This window comes from Chimaeribacter coloradensis (assembly GCF_002858715.1).
GTDB classification, from domain to species: domain Bacteria; phylum Pseudomonadota; class Gammaproteobacteria; order Enterobacterales; family Enterobacteriaceae; genus Chimaeribacter; species Chimaeribacter coloradensis.
This window is the reverse complement of record NZ_PJZH01000006.1, coordinates 117,235-133,456: the sequence shown is the minus strand read 5'-3', so window position 1 is coordinate 133,456 and position 16,222 is coordinate 117,235. Positions and strand designations below refer to the sequence as shown.

15 protein-coding genes are annotated in these 16,222 nt (G+C 60.1%); 5 read left to right on the top strand and 10 right to left on the bottom strand.

Translation table 11 applies throughout. The features are described 5' to 3' along the window. Positions 1-62 precede the first annotated feature (62 nt). From CYR32_RS09130 to CYR32_RS09120, 3 genes are all read right to left on the bottom strand, one after another. Positions 63-1,616: a sensor domain-containing diguanylate cyclase gene (locus tag CYR32_RS09130; RefSeq protein WP_241523794.1), complete on the bottom strand. Its 1,554-nt coding sequence runs from the start codon at positions 1,614-1,616 to the stop codon at positions 63-65. 570 nt (positions 1,617-2,186) lie between these two features. After that, on the bottom strand, positions 2,187-2,450 hold the full coding sequence (locus CYR32_RS09125; protein WP_101824081.1) for a hypothetical protein: 264 nt from the start codon (positions 2,448-2,450) through the stop codon (positions 2,187-2,189). Next, the gene (locus CYR32_RS09120; RefSeq protein WP_101824080.1) at positions 2,444-3,079 is read right to left on the bottom strand and encodes an AAA family ATPase; all 636 of its coding nucleotides are present in this window, start codon (positions 3,077-3,079) and stop codon (positions 2,444-2,446) included. Before CYR32_RS09120 ends, CYR32_RS09125 begins: the two co-directional genes overlap by 7 nt. Positions 3,080-4,372: 1,293 nt before the next feature. Here CYR32_RS09120 and CYR32_RS09115 point away from each other — a divergent pair. Beyond that, positions 4,373-5,377, top strand: a complete 1,005-nt coding sequence (locus CYR32_RS09115; RefSeq protein ID WP_101824079.1) for a replication initiation protein — start codon at positions 4,373-4,375, stop codon at positions 5,375-5,377. A gap of 179 nt (positions 5,378-5,556) precedes the next feature. Here the strand turns inward: CYR32_RS09115 and CYR32_RS09110 are convergent, their stop codons facing one another. The 6 genes from CYR32_RS09110 to CYR32_RS09085 form a co-directional block, all read right to left on the bottom strand. Beyond that, positions 5,557-6,852 (bottom strand): type II toxin-antitoxin system HipA family toxin, encoded by a 1,296-nt coding sequence (locus CYR32_RS09110; protein WP_101824078.1) that lies wholly within the window; start codon positions 6,850-6,852, stop codon positions 5,557-5,559. Then, positions 6,846-7,091, bottom strand: a complete 246-nt coding sequence (locus tag CYR32_RS09105) for a helix-turn-helix domain-containing protein (RefSeq protein ID WP_101824077.1) — start codon at positions 7,089-7,091, stop codon at positions 6,846-6,848. Before CYR32_RS09105 ends, CYR32_RS09110 begins: the two co-directional genes overlap by 7 nt. Positions 7,092-7,291: 200 nt before the next feature. Continuing rightward, positions 7,292-7,768, bottom strand: a complete 477-nt coding sequence (locus tag CYR32_RS09100) for an RBBP9/YdeN family alpha/beta hydrolase (RefSeq protein ID WP_146000682.1) — start codon at positions 7,766-7,768, stop codon at positions 7,292-7,294. After that, positions 7,755-9,047 (bottom strand): NAD(P)/FAD-dependent oxidoreductase, encoded by a 1,293-nt coding sequence (locus CYR32_RS09095; RefSeq protein WP_101824075.1) that lies wholly within the window; start codon positions 9,045-9,047, stop codon positions 7,755-7,757. Before CYR32_RS09095 ends, CYR32_RS09100 begins: the two co-directional genes overlap by 14 nt. A gap of 45 nt (positions 9,048-9,092) precedes the next feature. After that, a complete protein-coding gene (locus CYR32_RS09090; protein ID WP_101824074.1) occupies positions 9,093-9,509 on the bottom strand; it encodes a RidA family protein in 417 nt (138 codons plus the stop codon). A 63-nt stretch (positions 9,510-9,572) separates the two neighbouring features. Beyond that, positions 9,573-10,712 (bottom strand): ornithine cyclodeaminase family protein, encoded by a 1,140-nt coding sequence (locus CYR32_RS09085; protein WP_101824073.1) that lies wholly within the window; start codon positions 10,710-10,712, stop codon positions 9,573-9,575. Positions 10,713-10,893: 181 nt separating this feature from the next. Between CYR32_RS09085 and CYR32_RS09080 the strand changes: the two genes are divergently transcribed. The 4 genes from CYR32_RS09080 (at position 10,894) to CYR32_RS09065 (ending at position 14,875) form a co-directional block, all read left to right on the top strand. Next, on the top strand, positions 10,894-11,727 hold the full coding sequence (locus CYR32_RS09080; protein ID WP_101824072.1) for a helix-turn-helix domain-containing protein: 834 nt from the start codon (positions 10,894-10,896) through the stop codon (positions 11,725-11,727). Between the two features lie 148 nt (positions 11,728-11,875). After that, positions 11,876-13,306 (top strand): APC family permease, encoded by a 1,431-nt coding sequence (locus CYR32_RS09075; protein ID WP_101824071.1) that lies wholly within the window; start codon positions 11,876-11,878, stop codon positions 13,304-13,306. 183 nt (positions 13,307-13,489) lie between these two features. Next, positions 13,490-14,173, top strand: coding sequence for a TIGR02466 family protein (locus tag CYR32_RS09070; protein WP_101824070.1), 684 nt, complete (start codon positions 13,490-13,492; stop codon positions 14,171-14,173). A 99-nt stretch (positions 14,174-14,272) separates the two neighbouring features. Next, positions 14,273-14,875, top strand: a complete 603-nt coding sequence (locus CYR32_RS09065; protein WP_101824069.1) for a LysE family translocator — start codon at positions 14,273-14,275, stop codon at positions 14,873-14,875. A 12-nt stretch (positions 14,876-14,887) separates the two neighbouring features. Here the strand turns inward: CYR32_RS09065 and CYR32_RS09060 are convergent, their stop codons facing one another. Beyond that, on the bottom strand, positions 14,888-16,192 hold the full coding sequence (locus tag CYR32_RS09060) for an SLC13 family permease (RefSeq protein WP_101824068.1): 1,305 nt from the start codon (positions 16,190-16,192) through the stop codon (positions 14,888-14,890). Between the last annotated feature and the right edge of the window lie 30 nt (positions 16,193-16,222).

The window sequence follows — 16,222 nt, the reverse complement described above, 5'->3', positions numbered from 1 at the left end:
AAACTACAGAAATCAAAAAGGCACCTGACCGGTGCCTTTTTGATACTGCGGAAACAGCGCCGTTACTCTGTCTCCTGCGGCGCGGCGCGCAGCCCCAGCGTTGAGGCGTTGACGATGCAGTCGCGCCCGGCGCGCTTGGCCGCGTAGAGCGCCGCGTCTGCTGCCTGCTTCAGGGTGGTGACGTCATCCCCCGCGACGGCAGTGCTGATGCCGGCGCTGAGGGTAATGATCTTGTCCGGCAGCTGGGAGGCGTGGTGCGGCAGGGCGGCGTTGTGGATCGCCTGCAAAATGCGCTCCGCCACTTTTTCCGCCTCATTGCCCGGTGTGCCGGGCAGGATCATCGCAAACTCTTCCCCGCCATACCGCGCCACCACATCGGTGCTGCGGCGCGGCAGGTATTTCAGCACGTCTGCCACCCGGCGCAAACACTCATCCCCCGCGACATGGCCGAAGGTGTCGTTGTAGCTTTTGAAAAAGTCGATGTCACACATAATCAGCGACAACGGCACGCCGGTAACGGCAGAACGCGCCAGACACTGCTCCAGATAGATATCGAACTGGCGGCGGTTCCCCAGGCCGGTCAGGCCGTCCACCAGCGCCAGATCCTGTAGCGTCAGGTTGACGCGCGTCAGCTCATCCTGCGCCTGCATCAGCTCCCGCCGGTGCTCCACGGTTTTGCGGAACTGCCTCAACACCAGCATCCCGAACAGGGAGATAGTCAGCAGCAGCAGCACGTTCAGGCAGATGATCGCCAGGTTATTTTTAAGCCACTGGCTTTTCAGCATATCGCGGTCAATGCCCACGGCCACCACCAGCGGGTAGCTCTCCAGCTGGGCGTACCCGAAAATACGCATGATGCCGTCAATCGGTGACCGCCAGGTGCCGCCGCCCTGGGGGGAGGCTTTCAGCAGGCTGCGGTAAAGCGGCGTGGCGGACATACTCTTATTGATGATGGTGTCCGGGAATGGCCGGACATACATCACCGTGGCGTCCAGGTGGGTCAGCCCCAGGATATCTTTGGGTGACATCTCGTAATAGCCGTAAAACTGCCGGAAAAAATCGACCCGGATGGTACCCAGCACCACCCCGCGGAAGTTCCCCCGGTCATCGTTCAGCCGTAAAGAGACCGGGATGATCAGATCGTTGGTGGAGCGGCTGCGGATCACATGGCCGACATGCACGCGCGCATCGTTGTGCGTCCGGTGCCAGATAAAGTATTCGCGGTCAGCATTGTTGGCCATCGGGTACATCTGCCGGCCGGAGGTCGCCAGCCAGTTGCCCTGTGCATCATAAACAAACAGCCCATGCAGTTGCGGCAACCGGCTTTTCTGGATGCCCAGTAACCCCTGCGGCCCGAGGTAGCGCGCCGGGTGGTCAAAGATGTCATCGCTGTGGCGCACAATGTCCTCCAGCGTGATCTGCACTTGCAGGAAGGTATCTTCCGCCTGGCGGGAGAGAGAGACCGACTGGTTCCGGGCCTGTTTTTCAGTATCCTGCAAGGTATGCTGCCAGGATTGCCACATTGACCAGCCCACCACGAAGATCACGGCAACCGCAATGATAAGCAGGAAAATCGCCATGATGCGATCGGGCGATTTAAAGCGGATTAAAGCCAAGCACTTCCTCCGGTCAAATTAACGGTGTTGCTGCATCAGCATAGCGCCTCCCCGCCGGGTCAAAGGGGGGATAAACGGCCATACAGGGGGCTTATCCTGCCCTATCGATCCAGGCATCCTTCAGGGTTACTGATGCATCAGAATAAATGTGTCGGCTCACTTTATCAGAGATAAGCGCCGCGACTGGTAGGTTGAGCAGAGCTTCTCCCGAAGTTATCCACCGTTTCTGTGGATAACCCTGGGCTTGCCCCCCGGTGGTGAGGTGGGGAAAGGATAACCTGAGGGGCTAAAAACAGATAAAAACGGCACCTTAAAGGTGCTTTATTGGTACTAAAAAGGTGTTGTTTTGGCGTCTGAATAGCGCCTTTTTTATCAGGAGGTTTTCTGGAGGATGCCCGCTTCCCGCAAACCGGGCCGGGCCGGTGTTCAGGTGCCCGGTTTTGTTGCGCCGCTTCAGCCCGGGTAATGTGGGCACGTGCACAGTGCACAGGCAGGCGGAAAAGGCTGGCCGCGCCCATAAAAAAAGCACCGTTCAGGTGCTTTTTGGGTACGCATCCGGGCGGATTGAGATTACGTCAGTTCGTTCTGACCATGCTCGGCATAAAACGCCAGCGCGTAGCGGATCATATTGAGTTTGGAACGCTGCGTTTTTTCACACAGCGCTTCGAGCTGTGCAAACTCATATTCATTAAAAGGCACGCGGATGGCTTTGTAATCACGCTTGGCGTCTTTGTCATGGGCGGTATCCACGGTTGCCACATGATCGGCCTGCGCGGCAAAAGCCTCGATTTTCTTCTCTACCGGGATGGCCGGCGCTTCTCGGCGTTTTACCATGAGATCAGCTCCTGTACCAGGCACTGGATTTCCGCTTTGGCTTTGCCGTTATCCATTTCCACTACACCTTTCCCCTCGGACATGCAGTCACGGTAGATTTTGCGATCGCGGATCACCGTATTCAGCAGGTTAAGGATAGGGAAGTCCGCCAGGTAGTCTTTGGCTTCCTGCGTTTCATTGATCACCGGGTTGGTCGGGGCCATGGTCAGCATTGCGCACGGGCGCAGCGACTCATTGATGTCCAGCGCCTGAGTAATGATGTCATTGAGTTTCGGCAGGGTATCGAGATCGGGCTGCGACGGGCGGAACGGCACCAGCAACACATGGGCGGCCGTCATGCCGGTACGCAGTTCACGGCTGTCACGCCCGGCGGAGTCCACCACCACATACTCATACCGTTTCGCCAGGTCGAGCAGCGTTTCGCGGATATTGTCAAACTTCTGGATGCTGTGGACCACCGGCAGGTTTTCCTGCCCATTACGATCGGTCACCCAATTAGAGGCGGTGCCCTGGCGGTCTGCATCGACCAGAATCACATCCTTGCCCTGGCGGGCCAGCTCTGCGCAGATGTTAGCCGCCGTGGTTGACTTCCCGCACCCGCCTTTCTGGCTGCCGATGAGTATGATCATGATACCTTCCTGGAGTTAAATAAGTGTTGAATTAGTACCAATTGAATATCAAAACGGAACACAATTCAACTCTGTTCTCTGCGGGCAGGGCAGGGCGATCCTGCTTCTATAAACAGAAAAGGCGCTGCTCACCCGCAGGCAGTCATACTGGTGCTGTTCTGGTACTAAAAAGGCATACTTTACGTATGGTAACAGCACTGATACGGCATCAAACCAGCACCAGAATTTCACCGGCCATTCACACTAAACGTGATACGTTTTGCGGTGCCCATAATGGGGCTAATAAATGGGAAAGTGCTGCTTTTATCACGGCCCTGCCGGCAGAAGTGGCGAACGTGCGCCGGGCGCGGGAGATGCCCGGTAAAGAGGGGCTGCCTGAGCCGCTTTTCCGGCCACGTTTTAAGAACTTTTTACCCACGAAGGGATGCTGATTTCCCAGAAGCCCGGGCAGAATCTTTTCTGAAAAAGCACGCGGTATCAAAACAGTGTGAAAACAGCGCCGTTTAGTGGTTGTTTTAGTACCAAAAAGGTATCCGTTTAGCATCAGATTTAGTCTTAAGGTGATAAGATTTGCGGTGCCTTTTCTTCACGCCTGCGCAGGCAGAATATGGCCCGGCGTTCAAACGTGATAGCTTTTCGGTAAAATTCTGCCTTTCTTTATAAATCATTACTATTCAATAAGTTAAATAGAGCTATTCCTTCCGGGAAACGTGATAACTTTTGCGGTCGCTCTTTTCCCTGCGCGCGGCAGCCGCCCCGATACGTGATAAGTTTTGCGGTTCGTAAGCAGGAAATCCTATTCCACCCCTTTCCTCCCGCTGATCTGTGTTCTTACCCAAATGGCGATCCTGCTGCCCGGGAAGATCCTGAAGCCGCTTTTCCAAACGTGATAAGATTTGCGGTCTTACTTTTCTAATTATTGATTAGAAAACAATAAAAAAGCGTATATATGCTTACTAAATAGCCTGTTTTTGCAATTATGACGATCTTGATGGATCTCACAATGTTCAGATTTAAAAAAACAAAGCGAAGCTGCGTTAGTTTGTTTTTTTCTCTGTTTCTTGTTTCTATTGTTTCTTGTTTCTAGGGGTATTTTTCGCTTGCATATTCAATAGGTTGCAAAGCGATACGTGATAGGATTTGCGGTTAAACGTGATAGGATTTGCGGTCATACGTGATAAGATTTGCGGTTAAACGTGATAAGATTTGCGGCTAAACGTGATCTGAGGATCTGTTGATAACTCGGTTTTTAAGGTGATATATTTTGCTAAAATATCACCTGTCGGAAAGCACATGGCTAAGCTGGACGTTAAAAAACTGTATGTTACGCAGGATAACAAGTTACTTGAAGGTGCCTACAGCGCCACGCTCGATGAGATGCGTCTGCTCTACTTAGCCCTGGTCCAGATTGACAGCAAAAAAGTACAGCCGGATGGTCTCTACACCCTCTATCCTGCTGATTTTGAAAAGATGTTTGGTGTTCACCCCTCCCATACACACCAGCAGCTCAAGAAAGCGGCCGACTCACTGGGCAGTAAACCGATCATCACTTACGAATGGGATGAGAAAAAAAAGCGCCTCGACAAGGTCAAACGCTTTTGGTTTTCTTCGATTCGTTACGATGCCTCAGACAATACCGCGGACGTCACGATCCGCTTCTCACCCGATGTAGTGCCCTATCTCTACGATCTGAAAAAAGAGTTTACGCAGGTCGACTTCGAACACGTCTCCCGCCTGGACACGCCATTCGCGTTCCGGCTCTACAGCTGGCTGGTGAAGTTCCGTAACCTGGCGCGTAACTCCCGCCAGAACGGGATCATCGAAACCGATCCTTTCGAGATCGACTGGATGAAAGAGCGCACCGGGCTGGTCGGCAAGTACGAAGAGTACCGCTTCTTCAAGCGCGACGTCCTGGTGCCGGCGGTAGAGCGGATCAACGCCAACACGGACATCTCTGTGAGCTGGGAACCGGTCAAAGTCGGGCGATCCGTCACGGCGATCAAATTTTTCTATGTGATCGAGTCGGGCCAGCGCGCGGCCAAACCGCTGCGCCCGCGCCTGCCGCGCCGCCCCCATGCCGTGGCCGGATCCGATCTGGAAGGGAAATGGGCGCGCCGCTGCATCAGCCTGATGAAAGAGTACCGCCAGAAGCTTGAAGCCTTTGATTCCTCAGAAAAAATCACGTTAGCTGACCTGCGCAAATGGCTGGACTGGTATGTGATCACCGGTGACAACGCCAACATCAAACAGCTGCAGGCAGAGATTAAAAAGCGCGGTACCCGCAAAAAAGCCTCTTAAAACGCGCTGGAACGCACGCAGCGTGGCCGGACGATCCTTTTCAACCCAAGACAGGATCGTCCCCCAAAACGGCTTAAAACGCGTTCTGCGGCGTTTTAGCGATAGATAACAGGCTGATAACCAGAGTGTTACCCGCTGTTTTCACCAGCATGATCCGTAAGCCTGAAGCAGGATCATGGTCAGAGGATCTTTTGCGCCTGCTTTCTCAGGCCGCTGAAAATCGGGTCGCTGATAAGCACCGGAAAGCCTTCCGGCAGATGGCTTTCTACCTGCGCAATAACCTGATCAGTCTGCGATGCCATCTCCGCAAGCAGCCCGGCGGCGCGTGTTGCTGAGAATCCCACGCTTTTTGCCATCGCCTCATAGTGCCGCGGCAGGATGTTAGCCCAGTGAAAATGGCGGTTTTTGCCCCTGACTGCCATCGCCATTTTCGCTTTTTGCGGGGCAATACCGGCAGGGGCCATCAGTGGGTAGGCAGAAAGAATGTCATACAGCGGAGTCATCCTATAGGCACTGCCCGGCTCCAGGAAAATACTGAAGTTTTTGGCGTGCCCGTCGATGGCTGCCAACAGCCAGAACAAAATCTGAGTGCGGAAAAAGGTTTCGCGATCGGCGATCGCCTGCTGGGAGCCAAGCAGCAGCTTCATGCCTGCGGCAATCCCCGGCCCGCCGTCAGCCTCGTATTTCAGAGCCGGGGCCACACCGAGCGCCTGGCAGAAATCTTCCTGTGGCAGGCGCATCAGCCAGCTGCCGTCCTGCGACCAGCGGCGATCAAAGCGTTCCACAATTAACACCTTCTGGTCACCGAAATACGCAATCTCTGCATCGGGCACGCGAAAACCAAATGCCCGTGCCAGTTGCAGGCAGAGCCACTCGTTTTCACAACTTTCGCGCAGATCGATGTTATTCGCCGCAATATACCCTACCGGCAATTTGAAAATGTGGCTGGTGGGGGTGCTGCCGCGTGGCCGGTGCCATTGCTGCCGGTAGTAAAGCAAGGCGGTCTTTTCCTGTGCGCCGGCGAGTGAGATACGGAAGTCATCACTCTCCACCTCCATGCCCAGCGGTGCATTCTGGTAACCCCGCAGCAGCGCGGCAATCTCCGTTTCACTGAGCGGATCGGCATGAATCTCAGTGACTGGGTTAATAGACGTGCCGGAAGGGTAAAGCTGGATGGCACCGACACAATCACTGCCGATACTGCTGAGCAGGTCGAAAGGCTGGCGGGTCGGCGTGCGGAAACGCGCCTGAATACGGCTGCGGATACGCTCATTGTCGGGCAGCAGGTTATCGAAAAAGTTATATACCACATCCCCTTCAAAGCGGTCAGCCTGCAACGGCAATGAGAGTGAAATAGCCCGCGCACCTGGGCGCGCCAGCCAGCTTTCGTCGTAACAGAACGTCATGCCGTTGCGCTTTTCCAGCTGCCCGACCACCAGCCCATTAAGCGCCACAGTGAGAGTAGGGCTTACCATTCCTGATCCCATTGGGCAGTTGCGCCGCTGTCCCGCTGTTGCAGGTGTAACTCAAGATCCAACGCAGCCAGTAATTTAAACAGCGTCTCCAGCCGGGTTCCGTCAGGGTGATTTTCAAACGCAGAGAGCGTGGCCTGTTTTACCCCGATACTGGCCGCTGTCGCCTGCTGGCTGAGGTTTTTGGTTTTACGCTGGCTTTGCATGGCTTGTGCCAGCATGTCCGGTGATGTGATGTGCATTAAATCGCCTCATTATCCGCTACAGGGGATAATGCCTAGTTTATCCCCTGTAGCGGATAAAACAAGCTTTATCCGCTACAGGGTATAATGTGGGAATTAAGAGGTAAAATGTAAAACTATGTGCCTAAAAACAGCTAAGGATGCCCTATCTTCCCGTTGGCTGTAGACAAGGCACCTCTGTCGGCAAAAAAAGGGGCACGCTAATGTGCGGCCATCTGGCGTAATAATCCGGCAACCAGCGGCAACGTCTTGAAGCCGTCCCGGTCAAGGAAATGGCCGCTGTCCGGCAGGCCGTAAAACGGGGCATGGAACTGCTGGCTGAGGCGCAGGGTGATCGCCGGCGGGACAATCTCATCATTCAGTGAGGCCACCACAACCCGGTGCGGCACCAGGCCGATAAGCTGTGCGCTGTCCAGCGGGGTGCGGGTAAAGGCGTCCAGCTCAGGCAGGGCAGGCACCGGCTCACTGAAGCCGGACACCATAATGATGCCGCCAGCGCGGCAACCGGGCGCTTGCCGGCTCAGGTAGCGTAATGTGGTGATGCAACCAAGGCTGTGCCCGACAAACCAGGTTTCGCTGTCAACCCCGCCCACTGCCGTCTGTAATGCGGCCAGCCATGCGGCGTCATCCGGGGCCATCGGGGTGGGCATCGCCTGTACCGCGTCAGAAGCGGTCAAACCGATAGAGCGCCGGGTCAATCAGCGGCGGGCGGCCGGAGAGCATATCGGCGGCCAGTTGCCCGGCGGCGGGAGAGGTGCCGAAGCCGTGGCCGGAAAACCCGGTGGCGAGGGTCAGGCCGGGCAGGGCGGCGACCGGGCCGATCACCGGGTTGGAGTCTGGGGTGACGTCAATCACACCGGCCCACGCCTCTTCAATTTCTGCCCGCTCAAACGCCGGCCACGCGGCCATCAGGTTGGTCATCGCTTCCCGGTTAAGCACCGGGTTGGCCTGCGGGTCCAGGGTGCGGATGCGTTCGAAGGGCGAGGGTTTTTCGCCCTTCCAGCGGCGCGGCAGCGCCAGATCTTTCAGGAAGGGTTTGCCGATCGAAATGCGCAGAAAATCCCGCTGGGCGCGGAGCTGAGGCAGGTAACGCGGCCCCAGCAGCAGGTGATCCAGCGTCAGGGAGGCATCCAGCGCCCCCCGCTGGGTGATGATAAAGCCGCCGTCCTTGTGCTTGCGGAAAGAGAAATCGGGCGCGCCGACGGCAATCTCTGTCGGCCCCGCCATGGGTTTGGTGCGCAGCACGGAGCAGATCAGCGGCAGCGTCGGCAGGGCGATGCCGAGGTTGCCGAGGAAGCGCCGCGACCACAGCCCGCCCGCCAGCAGCACCTGCTCACAGCGGATCTCGCCCTTTTCCGTGACCACACCGCTGACTTTCCCGCCCGCGGTGGCGAGGGTGCGCACCGCGCAGTTCTCCACAATCACCACGCCTCTGGCCATAGCCGCCGCCGCAATGGCGCTGGCCGCCAGCGACGGTTCCGCCCGCCCGTCGGAGGGGGTATAGATCCCGCCCGCCCACTGCCCCCGGCCGCCCGGCACCCGGGCGGCGATCTCTGCCCGGCTGAGCAGACGGGCATCGAGCGACAGCGCCTCCACCGATTTCAGCCAGCCTTCGTGCATCGCCATCTGCGCCTGTGTGCGCGCCACGAACATGATCCCGGCCTGCCGGTAGCCTATGTCATGGCCCACCCGTGCCGGCAGCGCCGCCCAGAGCCGGTCGGCGGCCAGCGCCAGGGGGATGTCCCCGGCGTGGCGGCTGGTTTTACGCACCCAGCCGAGGTTGCGTGAGGACTGCTCCCCCGCCAGGCGGCCTTTTTCCAGTACCACCACCGGGATATTGCGTTCCGCCAGCGTCAGGGCGGCAGTCAGGCCGACGATGCCGCCGCCAATCACCACCACGCCGGTGGACGCGGGGAACCCGGCAGCGGTGCGGACCGGGGTAATTGCTGGAGCCATAAAACACCTCTTAAAATCGGGTTGCCGGGAGCGGATGCAGGGTCATTACAGGGTGATCGCCTCAACCCTGGCCCGGGACGCGCCGTGGTAAGCCGTCACCTCAATTTCCACCTTGTAGACCGTGGAGCCGAGCGGCGGGCAGGTCACGGTGGAAGCCGGGTTAATGCCGTGGAATTTGTCACCGATAATTGCCATCACCACCGGCACATCGGCCGGGTCCTGAATAAACACCCGCGAGGCGATCACATCGGCCAGGGTGGCGCCCACGGCCGCCAGCGCGGCTTCGATATTGGCGAACACCTGGTGCGTCTGGTCGGTGACCGCCTCCGGGATGGTTTTGGTCTCGGGGTTGCGCCCGGCAGTGTTGGAGACGTAGATCCAGTTATCGACTTTGACCAGACGTGAGTAGCTCGCTTTTTGCTCAAACACAGAGCCGGTGGTGACTTTGGTAATAGAATTCATGCTGTTTTCCAGTGAGTGAACAGGGCAGCGCCGCGCACTGCCGTAACGGGTAAAAGGGAAGGCTCAGCGCAACGCCGGGGTTTCCCACAGATTGAGGGTGACGCCGATGCCCCGCGCCAGGGCATTGCGGTAGACCACCGTGCCCCAGGCCACATCCTCGACCGGCATCCCGCCCACCGACATCAGGATGATCTCCTCGTCGTTCTGGCGGCCCGGCGCGTCACCGGCCACGATTTTGCCGATATCCTCCAGCTGGTCCGCGGTGAGTTTCCCTTCGGCCAGCATGTCCATAAACCGCACGCCGATCACCGGGATGGTGTGGTGCGCCGGTTTCGGCACTTCGTCATACCAGGCGTGGTACAGGCCGGTGTTATCCAGCACTTTGCGCACGTCGGGCTGCTCCATGCCCTCGTCGATGTTGCACAGGGCCGGCATGGCAAGGAACGCGCCCGGCTTCACCCATTCGCGCCTGACCAGCGGGTAGGTGGCCGGGTCGCCCACTTCGCCTGAGCTGCAATAGGTGACGATGTCCGCGCCGCGCACCACCTCTTCCAGGGTGTCGACCACCCGCACCCGGGTGATCTGCGGGTAGGTCTGGCTGACCCAGGAGAGGAAGTGGTCAAGGCTTTTGCTGCCGCGCCCCTTCACCTGGAGGGTGTCGATCTCCGGGCAGACCGCGATAAACGCCGCCACCGCCGTTTTCCCCATCACCCCCGGCCCCAGCAGGCCGATCACTCTGGCATCCCGGCGCGCCAGGTGGCGTGCGCCCACCCCCGGCACCGCCCCGGTACGGTAGGCGGAGAGCAGGTTGGCGGACATAAAGGCCAGCGGCGCGCCGGTGTCGGCGTCACTCAGGGTAAACATCAGGATCGAGCGCGGCAGCCCTTTCCGGCGGTTCTCGATATTTGAGCCGTACCACTTCACCCCGGCGGTGCAGAAGCTGCCGCCGAGGTAGGCGGGCATCGCCATCAGGCGGCGGTCGGCGGTGGGTTTCGGCATGGTGGGGAAGGGGGAGTGCGCCGGGAAGGTCACCATCGCCCCGTGGGAATCATTGTTCGGCCCGGCCATGCGGTAGTCCCCCCGGTAGAGCAGGCCGAACATCTCCTCCATGGTGTCCACGCAGGCCGCCATATCGGTGACCCCGGCGCGGATCATGTCCGGTTCGGAAAGATAGATAAAATCGATAGGCGAAGCGTCTTTCATCTCTGTTACCCCTGTTTCTCAGTGGATGGCGTCATGGGCAGCGCCCGGTCAGCGCGGCGATGGGGTAATCAATAACGCGGCCGGTGACCCGCTGTATTGAAGATTTGCGACACGGCCTGCGGCGGGTGGCACCCGCCTTGCATGGTTACCGGGTGCCCGTCTGCCACCCGAGGAGTTCACCATGCCTGCTGCCCCGCTGACCCGCCGCGATCCCGCCCTCCACCCTGAGCAGCCGTGGTTTGTGCTCAGTGCCGCCCGGCACTATGCGGTGAAGGCGTCTGAGAACCCGGCGATTTCCCACTTCTACCGGTTTGATATGGCCCCCAACGCCGGCATGACGCTGGCGATCCCGGACGGCTGTGTCGACATCCTGTTTGATTGCGACACCACCCGGCCGATGGCGCGCGTCTGCGGCGGCACGCTGGAGGCACGCAGCGCCGAGCTGAAAGAGGGCCACCACTACTTTGGCGTGCGGTTCGCGCCGGGCGTGATGCCCGATTTTCTGGATGTGATGGCCGAAGAGCTGGCCGACCGCGAGTTCAGCTTTCTCGACGTGATCCCCGGCGCGCGCCCGGCTTTTGACCAGATCGTGGAGAACGGGCTGTTTTCCCGGCAGGTGGCGCTGTTTAACCACTACTTCACCCAACGGCTGACCCGCCCCCTCTCTGCGGTGACGTCGCAGAGCCTGCGCGCCATCCGCGGGCAGCGGGGCAACATCCGGGTGGATCAACTGGCCGCGCTGACCGGCTACACCAGCCGCACCCTCCAGCGCCAGTTCCGGCAGGACACCGGCCTCTCGCCCAAGGCGTTCAGCCGCATCATCCGCTGCCAGTCGGCGCTGAGCTGCCTCCACCAGCCGGCGTCGCCTGCCTGTTCCGATCTGGCGCTGGATCTGGGGTTCAGTGACCAGTCCCACTTCCTGCGCGAGTTCAAAAAGCTGGTCAGCACCACGCCGCTGGACTATCAGCGCCGCATCATCCACGAGGCGTACCGGGAGCGCCTCTGTTACCACTGACCGCCCTAAAAGGGTGCGGCCGCTGCACCCTGTTTCTGTCCGATTTTTTCTATCCCGGCCGCGGGGGCTGATGAATGATGCCGGTGAGTGATCTGGCTCAGGGGCGCGGCCCCTGAATATTTTCTCACTGACTGAAAAGGCACCGGCGATGAGCAATGTGATTGATGCAGACAAGGCAGCGGTTCCGGGCAGCGCACAGGCGGGCGGCGGTTTACGCAAAAACACCCTGGGCCTCTTCTCCCTGGTGTTCTTTGTGGTGGCGGCAGCCTCACCCCTGACCGGGGTGGTCGGCGGCCTGCCGGTGGCGATGTTTACCGGCAACGGCGGGGGCATCCCGGTGGTCTATATCGCCGCCTGTTTGATCCTGATGCTCTTTTCGGTGGGCTATATCGCCATGAGCCGCCATGTGAAGAGCGCCGGAGCGTTTTACGCCTATATCGCCACCGGCCTGGGGCAGCACTGGGGCGGCCCGGCGTCAGTGCTGGCGCTGCTGGCCTACTTCTCCATCCAGACGGCGGTAGTGGCGATGCTGGGCTTCTTCAGCGCGCTGTTTATGGCCAATCACCTGGGCGCACAGGTGCCCTGGTGGGCAATGAGTATGCTGTTTGTGGTGATCGCCTGGGTGCTGGGGATTAAACGGGTAGAGGTCGGCGGAAAACTGCTGGGGGTGCTGATGCTGGCCGAAGTGGCGATTGTGCTGCTGACCGACATCATGCTGCTGGTGAAAAAGAGCGGGCCGCTGACCTTCGCCTCCTTTGAGCCGTCGGTGTTTCTGCACGGCAATTTGGGGATCGCCTTTATCTTCGCCATTGCCGCCTTTATCGGCTTTGAGTCCACGGCGATCTATGCCGAAGAGTGCCGCGACCCGCAAAAAACCGTGCCGCGCGCCACGGTCTGCGCCCTGGTGATCATCACCGCCTTTTTCTGCTTTACCAGCTGGTCGCTGGTGCAGGCCTACAGTTTTGATGATCTGGTGGCGATCGCCCGCCGCGACCCCGGCAATTTCGTGTTTGATATTACCCGCCGCTATGTCGGCCAGTGGGCGGTGGAGACCATGACCGTGCTGCTGATCACCAGCCTGTTTGCCGCGGCGCTGGCTTTCCATAACAACATCTCGCGCTACATTTTCAGCATCAGCCGCGACGGCCTGATCTGGAAGGAGCTGTGCCGCACCCACCCCACCAACGGCACACCGCATAACGCCAGCCACCTGCACAGCGTCATCCTGCTGTTGCTGCTGGCGGGCATGGGCAGCGCCAATATGGACCCGATGGTGCACATTTTCGCCTTCGGGTCAGCCATCGCCACCCTCTGCATCATGGTGCTGCAGGTGGGCGTCTCGGCGGCAGTGATCCTCTTCTTCCGCCGCACCGGCGCGCAGGGCGGCAGCGCATGGCGCACCTTCTGGGCACCGTTGTTGGCCCTGATCGGGATGTCCGTGACCCTCATCATGATGGTCATGAACCTGCAACTGCTCAGCGGCAGCGATGCCCCGCAGGTGCAGCTCATCCCCTGGGGGATCGCCGCCTGCGCCGTGGCCGGGTATGTGCTCTCCCGCCGGGCCACGGCCCGGCCCTGATCGCCCCTCAACGGGCGCCGCCGGTAAGCAAGGCGCGCCCGCCTTTTCCGCCCCTGCGCGATAAATCAAAGACCTGCGACACAGAGTTTGTTATTCTCTCTAAGATTATTCCTAATATGCCGCCTGGCGCGGCCTGATAAACGCGCTAAACCTATGCGCTGAAACCCTGCCTGGAGCTGTGCTATGTCCTCTGTGACCCCCCCATCTGTCCCGAAGCTGCTGAATCCGCAGGATATCCGTATCCAGCGCCTGTTTGTGACGCCGCTGGCGCTGGTTGACCACCCGGCCGCGGCGGAACTCAACGAGGCGCTGAAAGCGGAGATCGCCCAGCGCCGCACGGAAGACAACCTTGGGGTGCGCCACAGTAACCTGGGCGGCTGGCAATCCGCCGCTGATTTCACCGAATGGACGGGGGCCGGGGCCACGGCGCTGACGGCGTTTGCCCGCGAACTGGCCTATGAGCTGACGGCCGTCCAGCACCCGGCGCACGGGCTGGTCTTGCCGGAGTTTGACTGGAAAATCAACGCCTGGGCGAACGTTAACCACAGCGGGGATGCCAACGCCCTCCATGCCCACCCCGGCGCGTTCTGGTCGGGCGTTTACTGGGTGGATGACGGCCACAGTGACGAGGCGCAGGAGGCCACCGGCGGCGAACTGGAGTTCCACGACCCGCGCGGCGTAATGCCGTCGATGTATAACCCGGAGCTGCGGATGCGCGTCGCCGACTGCCTGAGCGCCGGGCTGACCACCGCCATCACCCCGAAAAGCGGCACGCTGGTGATGTTCCCGTCGTGGCTGCAACACGCCGTGACCCGCGTCAACGCCACCCGCCCGCGCATCTCCATCGCCTTTAATTTCAGCGTCTGACAGGGTGTTTTATCCGGCGGTACGTTGACGCCATGCCGTCTGTCAACAACACTCCCTGCACCCGCTACATCAGCGTGACAAACGGGGACAGACTGCGTTATGGACATAAATTTACCGGGATTTATTCCTGCTATTCTGCCGGTAGTGCTCTCGCCGGGAGCCAGTTTCACGCTTGCCATGAACAGTGCGCTCTCTGGCGGCCGCCGGGGGCTGGTGGCGACCCTGACCGGCACTGCGCTCGGGATCTATACGCATGCGCTGCTTATCGGGCTGGGCATCACGTCGCTGCTTGTGGCCTCGCCCGGGTTTTTCAGCCTGCTGAAGGTCGCGGGAATGCTGTATATGCTCTGGCTGGGAGGGCAACTGATCAGGAGTGGCCTGAACGCCGGAAGTCTCACGTTTGGCCGCAATGGCCCGGAGGTGTCGGTGAAGGCGGCCTATCTGGCAAATGTACTGAACCCCAAAGCCATTCTTCTCTACCTGACCGTGGTGTCGCAATTCGCCGGGAAACAGGGAGAGGTCAGCCACTATCTGCTCCTCGCCTCCGTGCATATCGTCATTATGACGATCTGGCTCTGTGCCGCCAGCAGGCTTCTGCTGTATTCCGCCGTAAACAGGGACACCCGCCTCCTTAAAAAAATCATCGATACCGGGGGCGGGCTGGCCTTGATCCTGTTTGCCCTGCTTAACGCCTTTTCATGACGCCGTGCCCGCCTACAGCCGCCCCAAAAGGCGGAACCAGGCGTAGTCCAGCGGCAGCAGCAGCAGGAACGTCACCGCCGCCAGCGCCAGGCAGAGCACCATGCCTGCGCGCACCGGCACTTTGCCCAGCGCCATCGCCACCACGATCGGCGAGGCCTGATAGGGCAGCAGCGGCGTGGAGTAGCCCAGTACCTGAATCATAATCACCGACAGCAGCGGGAAGCCGGTGGCGTCCGCGAAACTCTGCGCCAGCGTGGTGTAGAGCGCGGGCACACCGTTGGCGGTCATGATGAAATTCAGGGCGCTGGTGATGCCTGTCAACGCCACAAAGCTGGTGAACGGGCGCGCCGGGTCGAGCGGCAGGGCGTGCAGCAGCGCCTCACCCACCGCATTGCCGATGCCGGTGTGCGTCACCGTGACCGCCAGCCCCAGGATCCCCGCCACATAAATACAGGTGCGCATATTCACGCCGGTGGAGAACTCCTCGCCGCTGATAAACCCGACCCGCGGCAGCAGCGTGATGCAGGCGGCCGCCAGCCCCGCCCACGCCGGGCCGATGCCGTGCCAGCTCTCCGTCACCCACATGCCCAGCACCGCGGCCAGCAGCCAGGCGAGCCGCTTCTCTTCGCCGGACATCGGCGTGGGTGCGGCGGGGGTGCGCACCGGCTGCGGCTGCCCCGGGAAGAGCCAATAAATCAGCGCGATCAGGATCAGCCCTTTCAGGATACCCAGCACCGGCGTGTGCAGCAGCAGGTAGGAGAGGTACTCAAGGTGAATGCCGAACGCCCCCTCTGCCGCGCCGCTCATCACCAGGTTAGGCACATTGGCAGGCAGAATGGTGGCAGAGAGCTGGAATGTCCCGAACCCCACCGCCAGCGCCAGCCCGTGCCAGGCGCGGGTGCCCTCCTGGATACCGGCACGCGCGCCCATTGCCGCCACCACCGGCATCAGCAGCGCAATCCGCCCCATGTTGGAGGGCATCACAAAGGCCAGTGCGTAACTCAGCAGCACCACCGCGCCCACCATCCGCAGCCAGGAGCCGGTGAGCCGGGCGGAGAGCGCCATCGCCACCCGGTCGGCCAGCCCGGTTTTGCGGATCGCCACGCCCAGCACAAAGCCGCTGAACACCAGCCAGAAGGCGGACGAGGCAAAGCCGCCGAAGATCACCTCCGGCGGGGCGATTTTCGCGATCATCGCCACGGTGAAGAACAGCAGCGCGGTGATGAATTCCGGCAGCAGGGCGGTCGCCCACAGCAGGATCGTCAGGCCGACCACCAGCGAGGGCAGTAACAGCGGATGAAGCAACCAGAGTGACATGGTATTCCCTTATCTTTTTTCTCTGTGGAA

What these genes read in the sequence shown, in the direction of transcription:
- CYR32_RS09125 (WP_101824081.1), bottom strand. Translation starts at nt 2,450, where the DNA reads ATGGTAAAACGCCGAGAAGCGCCGGCCATCCCGGTAGAGAAGAAAATC.
- CYR32_RS09120 (WP_101824080.1), bottom strand. Translation starts at nt 3,079, where the DNA reads ATGATCATACTCATCGGCAGCCAGAAAGGCGGGTGCGGGAAGTCAACC.
- CYR32_RS09115 (WP_101824079.1), top strand. Translation starts at nt 4,373, where the DNA reads ATGGCTAAGCTGGACGTTAAAAAACTGTATGTTACGCAGGATAACAAG.
- CYR32_RS09110 (WP_101824078.1), bottom strand. Translation starts at nt 6,852, where the DNA reads ATGGTAAGCCCTACTCTCACTGTGGCGCTTAATGGGCTGGTGGTCGGG.
- CYR32_RS09105 (WP_101824077.1), bottom strand. Translation starts at nt 7,091, where the DNA reads ATGCACATCACATCACCGGACATGCTGGCACAAGCCATGCAAAGCCAG.
- CYR32_RS09095 (WP_101824075.1), bottom strand. Translation starts at nt 9,047, where the DNA reads ATGGCTCCAGCAATTACCCCGGTCCGCACCGCTGCCGGGTTCCCCGCG.
- CYR32_RS09090 (WP_101824074.1), bottom strand. Translation starts at nt 9,509, where the DNA reads ATGAATTCTATTACCAAAGTCACCACCGGCTCTGTGTTTGAGCAAAAA.
- CYR32_RS09085 (WP_101824073.1), bottom strand. Translation starts at nt 10,712, where the DNA reads ATGAAAGACGCTTCGCCTATCGATTTTATCTATCTTTCCGAACCGGAC.
- CYR32_RS09080 (WP_101824072.1), top strand. Translation starts at nt 10,894, where the DNA reads ATGCCTGCTGCCCCGCTGACCCGCCGCGATCCCGCCCTCCACCCTGAG.
- CYR32_RS09075 (WP_101824071.1), top strand. Translation starts at nt 11,876, where the DNA reads ATGAGCAATGTGATTGATGCAGACAAGGCAGCGGTTCCGGGCAGCGCA.
- CYR32_RS09070 (WP_101824070.1), top strand. Translation starts at nt 13,490, where the DNA reads ATGTCCTCTGTGACCCCCCCATCTGTCCCGAAGCTGCTGAATCCGCAG.
- CYR32_RS09065 (WP_101824069.1), top strand. Translation starts at nt 14,273, where the DNA reads ATGGACATAAATTTACCGGGATTTATTCCTGCTATTCTGCCGGTAGTG.
- CYR32_RS09060 (WP_101824068.1), bottom strand. Translation starts at nt 16,192, where the DNA reads ATGTCACTCTGGTTGCTTCATCCGCTGTTACTGCCCTCGCTGGTGGTC.